Origin of the sequence: Stenotrophomonas sp. GD03680 (assembly GCF_029844625.1) — a bacterium.
In the GTDB taxonomy this organism is placed as follows: Bacteria; Pseudomonadota; Gammaproteobacteria; order Xanthomonadales; family Xanthomonadaceae; genus Stenotrophomonas; species Stenotrophomonas maltophilia_P.
Map to the genome: position 1 here is coordinate 298,862 of NZ_JAOCKC010000003.1, position 15,512 is coordinate 314,373.

Annotated in this window: 18 protein-coding genes and 1 tRNA gene; 6 read left to right on the plus strand and 13 right to left on the minus strand. The window is 66.3% G+C overall.

Annotation, left to right across the window (positions count from 1 at the left end; all coding sequences use genetic code 11):
* The first annotated feature begins 7 nt into the window (after positions 1–7).
* On the plus strand, positions 8–1,432 hold the full coding sequence (locus N5J29_RS05620; protein WP_065174201.1) for a sensor histidine kinase: 1,425 nt from the start codon (positions 8–10) through the stop codon (positions 1,430–1,432).
* A gap of 77 nt (positions 1,433–1,509) precedes the next feature.
* On the opposite strand, the gene N5J29_RS05625 is transcribed toward N5J29_RS05620, so the two are convergent.
* The gene (locus tag N5J29_RS05625; protein WP_180876901.1) at positions 1,510–2,298 is read right to left on the minus strand and encodes a M90 family metallopeptidase; all 789 of its coding nucleotides are present in this window, start codon (positions 2,296–2,298) and stop codon (positions 1,510–1,512) included.
* Positions 2,265–2,543 carry a hypothetical protein gene (locus N5J29_RS05630; protein ID WP_053520154.1) on the minus strand — a complete coding sequence of 93 codons (279 nt, stop codon included), beginning with the start codon at positions 2,541–2,543 and terminating at the stop codon, positions 2,265–2,267. Before N5J29_RS05630 ends, N5J29_RS05625 begins: the two co-directional genes overlap by 34 nt.
* A 142-nt stretch (positions 2,544–2,685) precedes the next feature.
* On the opposite strand from N5J29_RS05630, the gene birA reads away from it, so the two are divergent.
* From birA to N5J29_RS05650, 4 genes are all read left to right on the plus strand, one after another.
* The gene (gene birA, locus N5J29_RS05635; RefSeq protein WP_053520153.1) at positions 2,686–3,654 is read left to right on the plus strand and encodes a bifunctional biotin--[acetyl-CoA-carboxylase] ligase/biotin operon repressor BirA; all 969 of its coding nucleotides are present in this window, start codon (positions 2,686–2,688) and stop codon (positions 3,652–3,654) included.
* The gene (locus N5J29_RS05640) at positions 3,651–4,382 is read left to right on the plus strand and encodes a type III pantothenate kinase (RefSeq protein WP_074902219.1); all 732 of its coding nucleotides are present in this window, start codon (positions 3,651–3,653) and stop codon (positions 4,380–4,382) included. Before birA ends, N5J29_RS05640 begins: the two co-directional genes overlap by 4 nt.
* Positions 4,383–4,391: 9 nt before the next feature.
* On the plus strand, positions 4,392–5,225 hold the full coding sequence (locus N5J29_RS05645; protein ID WP_164151210.1) for an SPOR domain-containing protein: 834 nt from the start codon (positions 4,392–4,394) through the stop codon (positions 5,223–5,225).
* A 40-nt stretch (positions 5,226–5,265) separates the two neighbouring features.
* A tRNA-Thr gene (locus N5J29_RS05650) sits at positions 5,266–5,341 on the plus strand.
* A 101-nt stretch (positions 5,342–5,442) separates the two neighbouring features.
* On the opposite strand, the gene N5J29_RS05655 is transcribed toward N5J29_RS05650, so the two are convergent.
* The 11 genes from N5J29_RS05655 to N5J29_RS05705 form a co-directional block, all read right to left on the minus strand.
* Complete coding sequence (locus N5J29_RS05655; protein ID WP_279924133.1) at positions 5,443–6,621, minus strand: integrase; 1,179 nt, start codon at positions 6,619–6,621, stop codon at positions 5,443–5,445.
* Positions 6,621–6,845 (minus strand): hypothetical protein, encoded by a 225-nt coding sequence (locus N5J29_RS05660; protein ID WP_279924135.1) that lies wholly within the window; start codon positions 6,843–6,845, stop codon positions 6,621–6,623. Before N5J29_RS05660 ends, N5J29_RS05655 begins: the two co-directional genes overlap by 1 nt.
* Before the next feature lie 271 nt (positions 6,846–7,116).
* Complete coding sequence (locus N5J29_RS05665) at positions 7,117–8,922, minus strand: DNA cytosine methyltransferase (RefSeq protein WP_279924136.1); 1,806 nt, start codon at positions 8,920–8,922, stop codon at positions 7,117–7,119.
* 366 nt (positions 8,923–9,288) lie between these two features.
* Positions 9,289–9,603 (minus strand): hypothetical protein, encoded by a 315-nt coding sequence (locus N5J29_RS05670; RefSeq protein ID WP_279924137.1) that lies wholly within the window; start codon positions 9,601–9,603, stop codon positions 9,289–9,291.
* On the minus strand, positions 9,596–10,021 hold the full coding sequence (locus N5J29_RS05675) for a hypothetical protein (protein ID WP_279924138.1): 426 nt from the start codon (positions 10,019–10,021) through the stop codon (positions 9,596–9,598). Before N5J29_RS05675 ends, N5J29_RS05670 begins: the two co-directional genes overlap by 8 nt.
* Positions 10,022–10,097: 76 nt before the next feature.
* Positions 10,098–12,791 (minus strand): toprim domain-containing protein, encoded by a 2,694-nt coding sequence (locus tag N5J29_RS05680; protein ID WP_279924139.1) that lies wholly within the window; start codon positions 12,789–12,791, stop codon positions 10,098–10,100.
* A gap of 201 nt (positions 12,792–12,992) precedes the next feature.
* On the minus strand, positions 12,993–13,274 hold the full coding sequence (locus tag N5J29_RS05685) for a hypothetical protein (protein ID WP_197616332.1): 282 nt from the start codon (positions 13,272–13,274) through the stop codon (positions 12,993–12,995).
* The gene (locus tag N5J29_RS05690; RefSeq protein ID WP_279924143.1) at positions 13,274–13,576 is read right to left on the minus strand and encodes a hypothetical protein; all 303 of its coding nucleotides are present in this window, start codon (positions 13,574–13,576) and stop codon (positions 13,274–13,276) included. Before N5J29_RS05690 ends, N5J29_RS05685 begins: the two co-directional genes overlap by 1 nt.
* Positions 13,576–13,815: a hypothetical protein gene (locus N5J29_RS05695; RefSeq protein WP_279924145.1), complete on the minus strand. Its 240-nt coding sequence runs from the start codon at positions 13,813–13,815 to the stop codon at positions 13,576–13,578. Before N5J29_RS05695 ends, N5J29_RS05690 begins: the two co-directional genes overlap by 1 nt.
* Before the next feature lie 393 nt (positions 13,816–14,208).
* A complete protein-coding gene (locus N5J29_RS05700; protein ID WP_279924147.1) occupies positions 14,209–14,580 on the minus strand; it encodes an ogr/Delta-like zinc finger family protein in 372 nt (123 codons plus the stop codon).
* On the minus strand, positions 14,580–14,888 hold the full coding sequence (locus N5J29_RS05705) for a DNA-binding protein (RefSeq protein ID WP_279924149.1): 309 nt from the start codon (positions 14,886–14,888) through the stop codon (positions 14,580–14,582). Before N5J29_RS05705 ends, N5J29_RS05700 begins: the two co-directional genes overlap by 1 nt.
* A 95-nt stretch (positions 14,889–14,983) precedes the next feature.
* Between N5J29_RS05705 and N5J29_RS05710 the strand changes: the two genes are divergently transcribed.
* Positions 14,984–15,421: a helix-turn-helix domain-containing protein gene (locus N5J29_RS05710; protein WP_279924151.1), complete on the plus strand. Its 438-nt coding sequence runs from the start codon at positions 14,984–14,986 to the stop codon at positions 15,419–15,421.
* Positions 15,422–15,512: the final 91 nt, after the last annotated feature.

Sequence of the window (15,512 nt, forward strand, 5' to 3'; positions counted from 1 at the left end):
TTGCACGATGTCCGGCCGTCTGTGGTTCTTCCGACGCTGGCGGCCGCGCTCTCTGCAGGCGCGCCAGCTGTTCGCCGCGTCCGTGGGCCTGGTCGCGTTCCTGGCCCTGGCTGGTTACGCGCTCGACGCCGCCTTCGCCGATACGGCGAAGGCCAACCTGCGTGAGCGCCTGAAGAACTACGCCACCGCCTATGCGGCCGGCATCGACTTCACCCGCGATCGTTCGCTGTACATCCGCGAGCAGCCACCGGACCCGCGCTTCGACGTGCCCGGCAGCGGTCTCTACCTGCAGGTGGTGATGCCGGACGGCAAGGGCAATTCGATGTCGGCCGAAGGCCCAATGCTGCCCACCGTCGGCGGCGGACTGCTTGCGCCACGCCAGGAGGTGTTCGAAGGCCCGCTGCCGATGATCCAGATCGACGGCAGCCAGGGCTCGGTGTACCGCTACGGCCTGGGCCTGGTGTGGGACGCCGATGCCGATCCCGCCACCGAGTTCCCGTACACCATCTACGTGATGGAAGACTCGCGCGCGCTCGGTGCGCAGCTGCGGGTGTTCCGCAGCCGTGTCTGGTTCTACCTGGGTGGCATCGGCCTGATCCTGCTGCTGCTGCAGACGGTCATCCTGCAGTGGAGCCTGCGTCCGCTGCGTCGCGTGATCACCGAGCTGACCAAGGTGCAGCGCGGCGAGACCGAGCGCATGAGCGAGCGCCACCCGCGCGAGCTGGAACCGCTGACCGACAGCATCAATGCCTTCATCGAGAGTGAGCGCGAGAACCTCGAACGCCAGCGCAACACCCTGGCGGATCTTGCGCACAGCCTGAAAACGCCGATCGCGGTGCTGCGCACGCAGATGGACAGCGGTGCCGGTGATGGCGCGCTGCGCGAAGAGCTGGACGTGCAGCTGCAACGCATGAACAACCTGGTGTCCTATCAGCTGGCGCGCGCTGCGTCGTCGGGCCACAAGCTGTTCTCCGCACCGTTGCCGATCGAGTCCAACGCCGAAGAGATCGTGCGGGGCCTGGAAAAGGTCTATGCGGCCAAGGGCGTGCTGTGCGAGTTCGACATCGATCCGGCCGCGCGCTTCCATGGCGAGCCGGGTGACCTGCAGGAACTGCTGGGCAATCTGCTGGAAAACGCCTTCAAGTGGGCCAAGCGCCGTGTCCTGCTGACCGCGCAGCCCCTGCCGGCACCGAATGCACGCCGCGCCGGCCTGCTGCTGGCCGTGGACGACGACGGCCCGGGCATCGCGCCGGACGATATCGGCAAGGTGCTGCAGCGTGGCGTACGTGGCGACGAACGCGTGCAGGGCCACGGCATCGGCCTGTCGATCGTGCAGGACCTGATCAAGGATTACCGCGGCGAACTGGCGGTCGGCCGTTCCAGCGAACTGGAAGGCGCCCGCTTCGAAGTGCGTCTGCCGCCGGGCCCGTAGGGCGGGCCTGCTTCGATCCACCGGTCAACGCGAATGCAGGCAGCGCCGGGCCACGCCCGGCGAACCGATGACATGGCTCAGCCACCCCGCGCCGGCGGTTCACCATAGAAGCGCCGCAGATGTGCGGCAACATCGGGCAGCGCTTCGGCCAGCACGTCCGGGGCGGAGAAGTGGTACTCGCTGGCGACCGCGAAGAACTCCTCCGGTGCTTCGGCGGCATACGGGTCGATCAGCGTCTCCTGGCCGGCATCCACCTGCGCGCAGAACGCATCGTAGGACTGCTGGAAGACAGCAGCCCACTCACGCTGCCACGCACGCGGCAGCGGCGGTGTGCCGTCCATCGCGCCGTCAAGCGCATCGAGCTTGTGCACCATCTCGTGCACGGCCACGCAGTAGCCCTCGTGCGGTGCGGCCAGATCGGCCTGCACGTCGGCCCAGGACAGGATCAACGGCCCGCTGTCCCACGATTCGCCGATCAGCTCGTCGTCCCATTCGTGCAGCACGCCCGCCGCATCCATGTGGCTGCGATGCACGCGGAATGCGTCGGGGTACACGATCAGCTGCGACCAGCCCTGCAGCCCCACCTCGCCGAACTCGAGCAGTGGCAGGCAGCACAGGGCCGCCAGCAGCACGCCGTCGGCGGCCTGCAGCTGCAGGTTGCCGATCGGGGTGATGGTCTTCTCATGCAGGAAGCGCGCCGCCAGCGTGCGCAGCCGGGCGCGTCGTTCGTCGGAAAGCCCCTGCAGCCATGCCGCACGGCGGCAGGCCTCATCCCAGTATGCGTCTTCGATCGGCCGCGGTGCGGGCCGCAGCCACTGCAGCAACGACTTGATCAGCGGAACATTCCAGGCAGGTAGCTGTGCCACTTCGGCGCACGCAGCCGCTGCAGCATGTCCTCATCGCTGCCGCCACCGCCGGTGCTGGTGGCGCTGCTGGCCGCCGGGCGTGCCGGAGCAGGCTTGGCCGTGGTGGTCGATGCCGTCGGTGCGCGCTGCGAGGCGGCATCGCCGTTGGAGGACACACAGGCGCCGCGGCTGTCATCCAGTGCTGCTGTGGCCGACGCCGCGAAGGGCATCGTCAGCAGGATCAGGCAATGGGCATAACGGCGCATTGACGACATCCACGTTAAGGGAAGGTGAGTTCCCGATTCTAGCCCGAACCCGGCACCGGATTGGAAGCCCGCCGCCGGCCCCGTGGCGGGCGTCGCTGGCGGCTTTCCCGCATAATTCCGTCCTGACTTCGTGGAAGCTGCCGTGGACGATCGCCAATTGCTGGCCAAACTCGCTGCCGGTCGCCTGTCCGGCGACGCCCTGGCCCGTGAGCTGGGCCAGACCCGGGCGGCAATTTGGAAGCGCATTCAAGGGCTTAGGGCCGCAGGTGTCGATATCGAGGGCCGTGCCGGCGAGGGTTACGGCCTGACCCGCCCGGTCGAGCTGCTGGACCCGGCGACCATCCGTGCCGCCCTGCCGGCCGATGCCCTGTCCCTGCTGCATGACCTGCAGGTGGCCTGGACGGTGGATTCCACCAATGCCGAATTGCTGCGGTGCAGCGCGCCCCAGCGCGGGGTCAGCGTCCTGCTGGCCGAACGCCAGACCGGCGGACGGGGGCGGCGCGGCCGCACCTGGGCCTCGCCGCTGGCGGCCCATGTCTATCTGTCGGTACTGCGCCTGTTCTCCGGGGGCCTTGGCCGGCTGGCGGGGCTGAGCCTGGTTGCCGGCATCGCCGTGGCCGAAGCGCTGCACGATCTGGGTTTCACCCAGGCGCAGCTGAAGTGGCCGAATGATCTGATCGTCGATGGCCGTCGCAAGCTGGTCGGCCTGCTCGCCGAGGGCGGCGGCGAATACGCCGGTCCGGCTCGCGCGGTGATCGGCATCGGCATCAACACGCACATGCCGCCCTCGTTCGCCGAGCAGATCACCCAGCCCTGGGTGGATCTGGACACACTGGCCGGCGCGCCGGTCGACCGCAACATCGTTGTCGCCGCCGTGCTTGCACGGCTGCTGCCGGCGCTGGAGGAATTCGACCGCGAAGGGCTGGCCCCGTTCCTGCCGCGCTACGCCGCCTTCGACATGCTGGCCGGCCGCGAGGTACGCGTCGAGCTGGAGGGGCAGTGGCAGCACGGCACCGCACTGGGCCTGGCCGATGACGGCGCGCTGCGCGTGAGCATCGACGGCTGCGAGCGCCGCCTGCATGCCGGCGAAGTCACGGTGAGGGCGGCATGAGCGACTGGTTGTTCGATCTTGGCAATTCGCGCTTCAAGTTCGCGCCGTTGCAGGGGGATCGCGCGGGCGACGTACAGGCCTGGGCGCATGGCGCCGAAGGCATGGCCGGGCAGCCGCCGCACAGCCTGCCCAGCGGCGCGACGGCGTTCGTCGCCAGCGTGGCCGCACCTTCGCTGACCAGCGCCATGCTGGACCAGCTGCAGCGGCGCTTCGACCAGGTGCATGTGGTGCGCACCAGCGCCGAATGCGCAGGCGTGCGCATCGCCTACGCGCGCCCGGAGAAGTTCGGCGTGGATCGCTTCCTTGCCCTGCTGGCCGCCGCCAAGGCGCAGCGCCCGGTGCTGGTGGTGGGCGTGGGCACGGCGCTGACCATCGACCTGCTCGATGCCCGTGGCCAGCATCACGGCGGCCGCATCGCCGCATCACCCACCACCATGCGCGAAGCACTGCACGCGCGCGCCGTGCAGCTGCCCGCCAGTGGCGGCGATTACAGCGAGTTTGCCAATGACACCGCCGATGCACTCGCCTCCGGTTGCGATGGTGCCGCGGTGGCGCTGGTCGAGCGCAGCGCGCAGCAGGCGCAGGCACTGCTGGGTGTGATGCCGTCGCTGCTGGTGCACGGTGGCGGCGCGCCCGCGCTGATGCCACTGCTGGACGGCGCCGACTATCACCCCTCGCTGGTGCTGGATGGCCTCGCCCGCTGGGCGGTGCACCAGCCCGCAGGCTAGTATCCGCGCATGCTCACCCGTGCCCTGATCGTCGTTCTGGCCATCCTCAATCTTGGCGTTGCCTGCTGGTGGCTGCTGCGCGATGCGCCGCAGAAGCCTGCGCCGCCACCGCGGCCCGCCGGCGTGGCGGAACTGCGCTGGGTGCCCGGCGGCACCGATGCGGCGGTGGCCGCGCAGGCATCGTCGGAGGCACCGGCGCCAGCACTGGTGGAGCGCGACCCCGCAGCGGCGACCGCCGTGGCGTCCACTCCTGCCCCTGTCGCGCCGGCCACGCCGCAAGCCGAGCCGGCCAAGGCGCCGGCTGCGGAAGCAACCTCCAGCCCGACGCCAGCGCCGGCGCCGGTCGCACCGCCGGTCGCGCAGGCGCCTGCCGCCAGCGAGCCGCCGCGCTGCATCGCGTTGGGTCCGTTCGCCGATCGTGCCGCCGCCAGCGCAGCGCAGGGCCGGGCCGGCGCACTGCTCAGCCAGGCGCGCCTGCGCGAGCAGCCGGCCGCCAGCGGCAGTGCCCGCTACCGCGTGCTGCTGCCGGCCGCCGCCAGCCGCGAAGAGGCGCAGGCCACGGTCAAGCGCATCGTCGCTGCGGGCCTGGGCGACTACTACATCATCAGCCAGGGTGAGGACGCCAACGCCGTGGCGCTGGGCCAGTACCGCAACCGCGAAGGCGCCGAGCGGCGTATCGCTGCGGTGCAGGCCGCCGGCTTCCAGCCGCGCCTGGTAGCCAGCGGTGATGCCGGCCAGTGGTGGCTGGACGGGCAGCTGGCCGGCACCGCACAGCCTGCGCAGGTACAGCAGCGCAGCGGCGCCGCCCGGCAACAGTCGCTGGAATGCGCGCGACTGCGCTAGAATCCCCCGACTGCGGCGCTGCCGCCGGTGCGTCACCCATGCCGCTTTAGCTCAGTTGGTAGAGCAACTGTCTTGTAAACAGTAGGTCATCCGTTCGATTCGGATAAGCGGCACCACAGAAGAATCGCCGAAACGCCTTGAATCAAGGGGTTTCAATGAAGAAGGCCAGCGCACTGCGCTGGCCTTTTTGCTTCTACCGGGAAAATTACCGGGAAAATTAACGGTCTTTCTTTGGTTTCACGGCTGCTTTGACCACCGGCACAGAGTGGTCGTACAGCTGCCGCATGGCCTCGGTCACGTGGCCACCGGATGCCTTGTCCTCGCTGTCGGTGATGCCTCGATGTTTCAGACCGTGAAGTGCGAAGCGGCTCTCCTGGTCGATGATGCCGTCGGCCATGGCGCGCCGAATCAACCGCTGCCAGGCGCTGTCCAGAGCCGACTTGCTCAGGGGTGTTCCCGACTCTGTGACGATCAGGCGCCGCTGTTCCGGGTTGATCGGCGTGGGCCGGCCATGGGCGGCCATCCGCTCTTGCCTGTACGCCTGCAGCCACCTGACGGCGTCGCGCAACTCCTTCGTCCACTTCGTGACGTTATCGCGGGAACCCTTGCGGCGATTGCTGCGGATGCCTTCGCGTAGCAGGTTGGCGTCGGTGAGCGTGTCCACCTCGATGCCGCGCAGTCGCACGGCATACGCCAGCACCATGACGGCAGGCAGATAGGGCGGGCAGCTGCCGGCGGTGTGGGCCTTGAGTGCCGCACGCGCTCGGGCGTAGCGCAGCACCGCCTCAAACGAATCATGGTCCGGCATGCGTGCATCACGCTTCTCCCGAACCTTGCGAATTCCGTCAGCGGGGTTGGCGGCACAGTGACCGTGACGGATGCCCCAGGCGAACAGCCGCCGCAGGTAGCTGGCCACGCGATTGGCAGCTGCCGGCGTCGGGATGATCGCCGGCACCTTGCCGATGGCCGGTCGACCTGTGGCCATCGTTTCGACAACGCGCTGCAGCACCGGCACCGACAGATGCTCGATGCGCTGCTGGCCAAGTTTGCGGCCGTCGCGAAGCACATAACCACAGGCTTTCGCAGCGCAGTAGTCGTAGCCCTGCTGTGACTTGGCAGACAGGTCCAGGTACTCGCTTGCCTTCTTGAAGATCTCCGTCAGGTGATCGAGCGAGCCGCGCACGCTGCCACCGCCGCGGCCTTCCATGATGGCGTGGAGGTCCGACAGTCTGACCTTCCCGTTGGCCACCGTGGTCTTGATGCGACCGACACCCTCGGGATGGGGATCCAGCACATACCAACGGCCATCCTCCCAATACAGGCCGCGCGGCAACGATCCCTGGTCGATGTGACCAGGGATCTCCGGGTTGAATTTCCTTTTCCTACCGCGTGTCATCAGACCAAGTCCAGCAGTGCCATTTCAGGGGGCTGTGCCGATGCTGCCGGCAAGCCCAGGGCGACGTTGACCGCGTCTGTAGTAGTCCAGATGCGGCCGCGACGGTCGTACTTATACAGAATCCCTTGATTCCCCGCCCACCGCTCCACCGTTGCCGGGGAGGGGGGCGGGCCGTCAGGGGCGCAGATCCGTTGTAGATCGGTGAAGTGCAGGATCTGCGCCACAGCTATCCCCTCGATCCAGCGAACAGCGGCATCTGCACCACGTTGTTCGGCCGCTCCTCATCCGTAACGACGGCAGCGGGATGCAGGCTGTGCTGCTTGTGCCAGTTGGCCCATGCCAGGTCGAACGACGGATGCTTCGTCGTTCGGCTACAACGGCATTCGATGAAGTGGCCACCCCGCGCCTCAATCCGCCGGCAGTCCACGATGTACCTGGCAGGGTGGCCGTTGGGGCATGCCGGCAGTGCACGCGGTGGATCTTTCTGCTGCTGGGTCACTGGCGCACCTCCCCGGGCAGGGCCATGGCGATGGCAACGTCACGCACCCAGATCGGCGTACTCGACAGGGCAAAGGTCTGCCCGGTCCATGCCAGCAGCAGAGTGCGGCCGATCTCTTCCGCGATGGCGCGAGCAGCTGCCGGCGGCACCGCGTTGCCGATCCGCTCGCGCCATGCCTGGTCGCTCAGGCCGTCGAGTTCCAACTTCTCTTCCGGGTCGACCAGCGACTGCAGCGCGGCCAGCTCCAAGGTGGTGAACGGCCGGTGCCAGGTGTTGTCCGTGCTGCGGATGACGCACACCAGGTTCTTGCGAGCGTCAGGCAGGCGCGGGTCGGCCACTGACCACTTTCCGTTGTCATGGCCAGCGGCGGCGCTGACAGCCCCGCTGTTGGCGTTCCAGGCCACGACGCCGTAGTGCCCATTGGTCAGGTACGCGTCTCCCTGCTGGCGCTGATTCGCCGGGCGAGGATCTGCGACGGCGTAGGCACCGTGACCAGTGTCGCTACGAGCAATGACCGTCCGCGACGGGGAGTCAAAGGAGGCAATCGGATACTTGCCAGCGCCTCGGAAGCCACCATGCGAGCGTGGGTCTGCAACGCAAGCCGCACCGCTACCAACGCGATCCGATCCTGTCACCGTTCCTGCAGACCGATCGAAGGGAACGATGCGGTACTTGCTGGAATGGGCACTGTCAGACCAATCGTGCCTCGGATCTGCGACGGAGAACGTGCCCTGTCCAGGAGACTTCACACCGATGACCGCGCCGGCGGTGTCGTTCATCTGCATGACGCCGTACTGCTGGTACTGAGCGGCGTTTGCGGCAGCACGCGGATCTGCAACGCTGAAAGCGCCGTTGGTAGGCCCACTCTTCCCTGCCACGGTGCCGCTGGGATCTTCCCAGCTGCGGATGCCAAGGAAGCCATCGCGGCTCTCAGGCACGATCAGGTAGTCGCGCAGCACACCTTCCTCCACCGCGAGGCGGTTCAAGCTGCGCCAGTCGCTGCCCGCCTCGACGAACGCCAGGCGTACCCAGGTCTTCCACTGCAGAGACGGTACGCGGTGCATAGGGCCGGCGCTTTCCACGTCGCCGGCGAGGGGCATACGGCTGAGGATCGTCCCCACGGCCTGCAGCGGGCGCTTGGCAGGCTCGTACAAGAACGGCGGAACCTTCTCGGCATGGCGTGCAACAAGCAGGAAGCGCTTCCGGCTCTGTGCCAGGCCGCCCAGCTCACCGCAGTCGTGCGTGGTTTCGCTCACCACATACCCGTAGGCGCGGAGCAGCGCCGTGATCTGGTCCAGCAAGTGTCGGCCACGCGTAGCGATGCGCGGCACGTTCTCAAACAGCAGCACCTCGACCGGATCGTCCTTGTAGGCCTCCAGTGTGAGCCAGATCCCGCGCAGGGTCAGCTCGTTCAGCGCCTGGTACTTGGCGGTCTTGCTCTTGCTCTCCGACATAAGGCCGGAGAAACCCTTGCAAGGGGCAGACAGGAACACAACGTGAGGCTGCTCATGGCCGAATGCGCGGTGCACGTCGGCCGTGCCCGCCTCGCGCCAGCCCGGAGGCGGGTTGCAGCCCCAGAAAGCGCGGTACTGCTGCAACGAGAACAGATCCAGAACCGTGCCGGGCACGCCAGCCAGGTGCCCGAAGTCTGCTACCGCAGCAGGGTCGACATCGATACCACCAATGCAGCGGAACGTGGCTCGCGCGGCCCCGATGTCCGGGCGTGCCTGATTGAAGCCACGCGCACCCGCGCCCAAGCCAGCGAACAGGCCAGCGTGGCGAATCTCAAATACCTCAGCCACGGGCATCCTCCCAATCGGTAAGCGTGAAGGCGGCCCCGCAGTTGCGGCACTCGTAGTCCCGCGTGGCGCCGAAGTGGTCGGAGTAGGTCTCACCGTTGGCGCTGTATGTGCGGATGCTCGGTGGTACTTCTACGAAGCTGAGGTCGCCCATGTAATTGCAGTCTGGGCAGCTGCGATTCCTGTCGTGGTAGGTGTGCTTATCCACGCGTTCCACCCCGGCGGACAGCCATCTGAACGCGGCGGCGGATCTGCTGCGGGATCTGGCCCACGGCCGTGCCGCTGCGGCGTTGGCGAGCCGGGCGGGTGATCCACAGCTTGTGCAGGGCAGCGCCGCCGGCGGCCGGGGCGAGACAGAGAAGGATCAGCTCAAGCACGGGCCACCCCCTTTCTGCCGGCACCGATCATGGCCAGCGCTCTGCCGATGGGCAGCAGCTCGCTCCCGATCAAATCGGCGGCTCGCTGCGCGTAGCCCTGGTCGACGGCCAGGTACAGGTGGCCGCGACGCTGCAGCCGGTCACCACTGAACTGGACGTCATCCAGATCCCGAACATGTTCCAGGCCCAGGTGATCGGCGATGGCCTTTCCGTGGGTGGTCTTTCCGCTACGATGCGGGCCGTAAACGACGCGCGAGACGGCCTGGGCGCCCCGCTGCGGGCCACGATGGGCGTTGGGCTTACCCATGGGCCACCTCCTGAGCGGCAGCGGCCACGGCGCTGTGGCTGGCCTTGGCGCTCGGCAGCATGTTGGCCACGGCAAACGGGAAGGGCAGGCGGTCGGCCAGGGCGGCCAGCTCGGTGGAGATCCAGTCCCCATCGACAGCGAACACCTCGGATCCCCCGGTCAGCACCCAACCGGCCTTGCTGCCCCGGCGGCGCTCGAGCACGCGCTGTGCGGTCTTGTGGCCACCCATATCCAGCTGGGCGGTGACGATTACCTGGTTGTGGGTGATGTGCATCGTCAGGGTTGCGCTGCAGCCCTTGGCGGGGGCGGGGGCAAATCCACACAGTCCGTCACCCGTGATAGCCTTCGCCCCTGGTCCGGTGCCGGAAACCTGCGTATTTGCCCTGGTGTGGTCGGTGTTGCCGATCATGTCGTGCATGGTTCTCTCCTGAACTTCGTTGGTGGATGGCCTTGGGGTAAGAGGTGGTGCTCTGCCCGCCGGGCCGCTTTCTTGCTTACTTCTGGAACACCCAACAGCGAACGGCTACGCCTGCTCCGGCCGTGTTGGTCTTGATGCAGCTGTTGACCGTGAGATTGGCGTCCAACAGCTTGTAGCGCCGCGAATCACGCAGGAAGTCGCGCAGCTTTTTGAGATCCGGGACCGGCTGGCTGTGGTACGCCGCCTTGGCCACGAACTCGTTGAGGTTGATGGCAATGCGCTGCGGATCCCGCGAGTGGTTGAGGACCGGCCGTTCGCCGTTACCGGTGCTTTCCAGGTACTCGTAGGTTTCCCAGAACTCATTGACCAGGGGATGGTCCGCGCTGATCGCCGACTGGCGCTCCAAGGCCATTCTCACCAGCTTCTGCCGCGTTTCCTCGACCATCTCCTTGGGGATGTCCACCACCAGGCGCAGGCCATCGAGCAGCGCCAGCATCTGGGAGTGGTTCTTGATCAGGCGCTCCATGCGCAGATCCTTGTTCTCGCGCAGCTTCGCCTCGTAGAAGCGCACGCGCTCGCCGAACTTTTCCAACACCTGTGCCTCGGCGCGCAAGGCTTTGATCAGGAAGTAGCTCAGATCCTCGACCTGCAGGGCGTTGAGGTTGTCTGCCGCCTGGCGGCTCTCTGTGGTGGCGTGTGGCTTACGGAAGTGCAGCTTGACGATACGGGTCATGATCGCCTCGCTGGCACTCACGGCCGCGTTCTGGCTGATGACAATCGTTCCCCTGAAGGGCGGCTCGTAGGTCTCGTTGCCGCCGTTGCGCACACCACGGGTGGCGAGGGTGCCGCCGCCGTAGTAGTCCTTCAATTCATCCCACTCAAACGACTTGGAGTGCGCGCCATCCGGCGTGTCGCGGTCACCTTCCAGCAGTACCACCGGCATACCCGAGGTCTGGCCCATGGCGCGGGCGCGGCCGGCCTTGGATGACTTGGCCGGGTCAAAGCCCTCGTAATCGCTGCGCGCAAGCAGCTTCCACAGGAAGGTCAGCAGCGTGGTCTTGCCGGCACCGGCCTCACCGGTAGCCTCCAAGAACGGGAAGGACTTGTGCGTGCTGCGGATCTGATTGGCGAACAGCGAGCCAAACCAGAACACCAGGGCGACCATGCCGTTGGTGCCAAAGCAGGTCCACATCCACTGCAGCCATTCCTTGCGGTAGCTTTCGTGGTCGCGCTGAATGTCCATGCGGATGGAGCGCTGGGTGGTCTTGATGCGCAGCTTCTTGAAGTCGAAGTAGTCCTCGGCGTTGGCCTGGGCAATCTCGCCGTGGCGCACAGCCAGGTCGCCAAAGATGTACGCCTGGTGATCGGGGGTGTAGCCCACGAAATCGACCGTGTGGACCTCTTTGATGTTGTCCAACTGGATCTTCATGATCTGCAGCAGCTGGCCGGCGGTGCCGTCGAAGATGGCACCACGCGCAATATGGCCAAGGCGGTCGCGGAACGACGGCGCGTTGAGTGCCTGCGACGACGTGAATGTGCCGGTGGCTGCTGCACCGTCGTGAGGGAACTCCACGCGGAAGTAGTACCAGGCGTCGTCGGTGACTTCGTTGCGCTGGTAGTACAGAGCCTTGGGGAAGCAGTTGGCGATCTCCCGCACGTTGCAGCAGCCGCGGCGGATCTTCTCCAACGTCTCTTCGTCCAGGTCTTCCTCGGCGTCTTCCTTGCGGGTGGCCTGCTCGCGGCACGCCTTGTCAAACCGCACCGGGTCGAACTCAAACCAGTAGAGCCGGTTGCGGTGGTCCATGTGGAACTGCGTGCGCTGCTCGCGCCCGTAGATGATCAAGCCCTTTTCCATTGCCGTCTTGGCCAGCAGCAACGCGCCGTTGTGCAGGGCCAGATCCACGTCCGCCTGCCAGACCGCATCGCCGTCCTCCGCCGCCTGGGCGCGCAGGTGCAGGTCATTCCAGTCGGTCTTCCTGTCGCCCGGCTGTTCGATCTGCGCCGCCTTGCATGTGAAGCCGAGCTTCTCCGCGCGGCGGACGTGCTTGATGGTGTACGCGCGGGCGCTCGGCTCGTTGTCCAAGCCCCACACCAGGGTGGGCAGGTCGTTGGGCCGAGCGTCGCGCAGTTCCTTGAGCGACAGCTCGGGGTAGGCATTGCTGGACATAGCCGCGACGGCGCAGACACCGCGCTGCAGCAGCGCGATGGCGTCAAAGATCCCCTCCACAATCCACACCTGGCGCGCGGTACGCAGCTGGTCCATCGCGGCGGCACCCCACCACACACCGGCGTAGCTCTCGCCGGGGGCGAAGCGTGCCTTCATCTTCCCGAACCGGTGCGGCCGGTCGATCAGCCGCTCCCACCAGCCGCCTTTGACCAGGGGGAATCGAACGGTGGCGGTGCCTTCTCGCTTGGCACGGTCGTAGTAATCCTCCTGCGTGTACAGGCCTTTCAGCGCCTTGACGTTGAAGCCTCGGCCGGTGGCCAGGTAGGCATCAGCGGCGGCATTCGGCGCTGCGGCGGTCTGCGGATTGGCCTTGGAATAGTCGTCGAACAGATCGTCGTACAGGTCACGCACACGCACTTCCTGCCCGCACTTGGCCTGTCGGCCGCAGCGTAGTACCCATGGCTTTTCGTAGCTGGTGTACAGCTCCTTCTTGCTGCAGTGGGGGCACTTGCCCCCGCGCATGTAGGGCGTGCCATTGCGGTGCTTGAGGCCGTAGTCGCGCTCGATGCGCGACAGAACCTGCTGGCGGATCTCTTCCTGCATGCCGAATCAGCCCTGTCGAGCCGCAGCAGCGGCGTGGTGGTAGTGCATGGTTCTCTCCTGGCATCCCCGGCGGCGGTGGTGCGCCGCTGGGGATGTGTGGTGCGGTCGGTCTAGAAGAAGCGGGGCGGCGGTGCCAGGTGGTGCATGGTTCTCTCCTGCCGGCCCAAGGCAGCGGTGGTGCGCCGCCCTGGGCCGTGTGTTCTATTCGTCCGCCGGCTTGGAGCGGGAGAGGATCCCGCGCAGGTCTTCGGAGATGTACTCGGCGACGGCATGGGTGTGGTCCGCCGTGATGCCCAGCACCTTGGCCGCCTCCGCCGGCAGTGCCGCCAGCAGCTCCACCGCATAGGCGATTCGCCAGAGGCGGTCGTAGTCGTCGCCGGTGACGACCTGGCTGTACTCGCCCTTGGCAGTCAGGCCCGGTGGCAGCGGCGGGGCCGGGTTGCGGGCGGGAGGCGGCAGAGGGCCGCGATTGTCCTTGTCCATCAGTTCACTCCGTTCGGGGTGCTGCCGCCGTTGCGGAGCCAGGTGAGGAATCGCTCGGCTTCGCCGGCAGCCAGCAGGTACACCATCGAGCCGCACTGCAGGCTGTGAGTCGCCGCAACGCGGATGGTGCTGCTGGTGTGCGCTGATACGGTCAGCGCTGCATTGCTGGCGAGGTGTACCAGCGCGACGTACAGCATGTGCTTCTGGTCGAAGGAGCAGCGCAGGGCGATGCCCGGAACCGGCGTTGCCAGTTCGATCACAGGTCGAAGCGCGACCGGCAGGGGCGGGGGCGTAGCGGCCATCAGTGCGTCCCCTTCTGGCCGGCGGCATTGCCGCTGCGCGCCTTCTGCTGGGCCGTGTAGGCCGACAGGACGTCATCGAGGGTGATGAACAGCGCAGGCTTGCCGGTGGCTTCCAGACGCACAATCAGCGCCTGGTAGTCGGCATGGGGCCATTCAAGGGTGTCGGCGATGAAGCCGAAAACGAGCGAGATCTGACGCGCGGAGCTGGGGCCGGGCGTGGAAGGGGTGTCATCCGACATGGAGACGTCTCCTGTATCCGAGGATTGGCCTCGAAGAGACGTTTCTACGCGCCCCAACGAGGATGTCGGGAGGTTAGAAACCGGGATACAGACCGGCCGACAGCCTTCCCCTTGCGGGTGTTGTATAGCTGTCGCCTCCCGACGCAGAAAGTCGTCGGAGCGCACGAAATGCAGGCGCAAAAAAACCGCGATGCTGTCGGGCGCGGGTGCCGCTGTATCCTCGGAGTTTCTAAGCTCCTTGCGGCGAACTCTGCTCTCCCTCCCCATGGAAGTCAAGGGGAAATGAGGGAAAGTGTGGGAAATTGTTTTCGATGCCAGAACGTTCATGCGCAGCAGTCCATCGCCGTCGGCATAGCCGACAGACCAGCAGGTGGGAAAGGGTGTGGTAGGGCGTTAGGGCGAAGCCGCCTGGTGCGGTCGCGCTTCGCCGCCGGCATCGATCCGAGAGGCCTCGACAAACTCGATTGCATCGAGCATGTCCAGCTGCCTGGATCCATGTTCCAGCTTCCACTGCATCTGCAGCAGCGCCCTGGTGTAGCTAGGCGTCGGCGGCAACTCAGATGCCGGCGCGTCGGGCATGCCGCTCGGGCTGGCGATGCTGGTCAGTTCGGAATTGCCGGCGTAGGTCGCGCCGCACAGCGGGTTCTGACACACCCACACATCCGAACGCAGATGGCGGTGCTGCAGACGGCTGGTGCGTTTGAGCAACGGCGTATCGCAGGCTTCACAGGAGAACGTTGCGCGGCTGCTGGTCGAAGCGCTCATTACCGTTTCTTGCTCCCCGACTTGGCGGTACCGGCTTTGCCCGACTTGGCACCCGGTGTGGGTTTCTGTCGGGAATTGGCGGGTTTTGTGCAAGAATCCGGATCGCGCTTGATGCCGAGTGCAATGGCCGCCTGGTGAGACTTGCCGAAGTTGCCTTTGCCGACGCCGCGAAGCGCATCGTTGACCGCATGGCGGTCCAGGCCGTTCTGCCTCGCAAACTCCACGACGGTGATGCCGTTGTCGCGAAGGAACTGTCGGGCTTCCTCCGGCGTGCGCAGCTTCTGTACACCAGTCCGTTGTGCCGCCATTCCGTTTCCCCTGTGTAAAAGCTGAATGCTGTATTAGTGAAACATCTTTCACCAATGTTGGTGAAAGATCATTCACCTGTCAAGGAGATTTGAGCGTGAGTGTGGGCGACCGGCTGAAGGAAGAAAGGAATCGACTGCGCCTGAGCCAAGAGGCCATGGGCATGGCTTGTGGCGTTACCAAGCGCACGCAGATCCACTACGAAAAGGACGAGGTTGGCGCGAGCGCTGCCTACCTGGCACTGGCCCACGATTTGGGCATAGATGTTGCATATGTATTGGTCGGCAAGCACGAACGCCTCGCCCCCGCTGATGCCGAACTGCTCGACGCCTGGCGCGCTGCCCCGGCTCCCGCCCGCGCCGCCGCGATGACGGCATTGACCGGCGGTGTGTCCCACGCCAGCACCTTGGGTGCAGCCCCGCGCACGCAGTTCAACGACGCCACCATCGGCCAGCAGTTCAGCGGCGATGTGGATCTGCGAGATCAGAAGCTGGTTGTGAAGGGCAGCGGCAGAACAAAGAAGCCTGCCCGCTAACTTTTATTCCGAGCTGGACCCGGTTTACTTCCCTCCAACAGGGGGCGCATGACTGCGCAATTGGAGTGTGAAGGACTATGCGGTGTGGCAG

Coding starts and splice junctions, on each gene's coding strand:
- N5J29_RS05705 (WP_279924149.1), bottom strand. CDS start 14,888: ATGGCGGCACAACGGACTGGTGTACAGAAGCTGCGCACGCCGGAGGAA.
- N5J29_RS05685 (WP_197616332.1), bottom strand. CDS start 13,274: ATGGACAAGGACAATCGCGGCCCTCTGCCGCCTCCCGCCCGCAACCCG.
- N5J29_RS05630 (WP_053520154.1), bottom strand. CDS start 2,543: ATGCGCCGTTATGCCCATTGCCTGATCCTGCTGACGATGCCCTTCGCG.
- N5J29_RS05640 (WP_074902219.1), top strand. CDS start 3,651: ATGAGCGACTGGTTGTTCGATCTTGGCAATTCGCGCTTCAAGTTCGCG.
- N5J29_RS05670 (WP_279924137.1), bottom strand. CDS start 9,603: ATGGGTAAGCCCAACGCCCATCGTGGCCCGCAGCGGGGCGCCCAGGCC.
- N5J29_RS05655 (WP_279924133.1), bottom strand. CDS start 6,621: ATGACACGCGGTAGGAAAAGGAAATTCAACCCGGAGATCCCTGGTCAC.
- N5J29_RS05680 (WP_279924139.1), bottom strand. CDS start 12,791: ATGCAGGAAGAGATCCGCCAGCAGGTTCTGTCGCGCATCGAGCGCGAC.
- N5J29_RS05620 (WP_065174201.1), top strand. CDS start 8: ATGTCCGGCCGTCTGTGGTTCTTCCGACGCTGGCGGCCGCGCTCTCTG.
- N5J29_RS05690 (WP_279924143.1), bottom strand. CDS start 13,576: ATGGCCGCTACGCCCCCGCCCCTGCCGGTCGCGCTTCGACCTGTGATC.
- N5J29_RS05695 (WP_279924145.1), bottom strand. CDS start 13,815: ATGTCGGATGACACCCCTTCCACGCCCGGCCCCAGCTCCGCGCGTCAG.
- N5J29_RS05645 (WP_164151210.1), top strand. CDS start 4,392: ATGCTCACCCGTGCCCTGATCGTCGTTCTGGCCATCCTCAATCTTGGC.
- N5J29_RS05675 (WP_279924138.1), bottom strand. CDS start 10,021: ATGCACGACATGATCGGCAACACCGACCACACCAGGGCAAATACGCAG.
- N5J29_RS05700 (WP_279924147.1), bottom strand. CDS start 14,580: ATGAGCGCTTCGACCAGCAGCCGCGCAACGTTCTCCTGTGAAGCCTGC.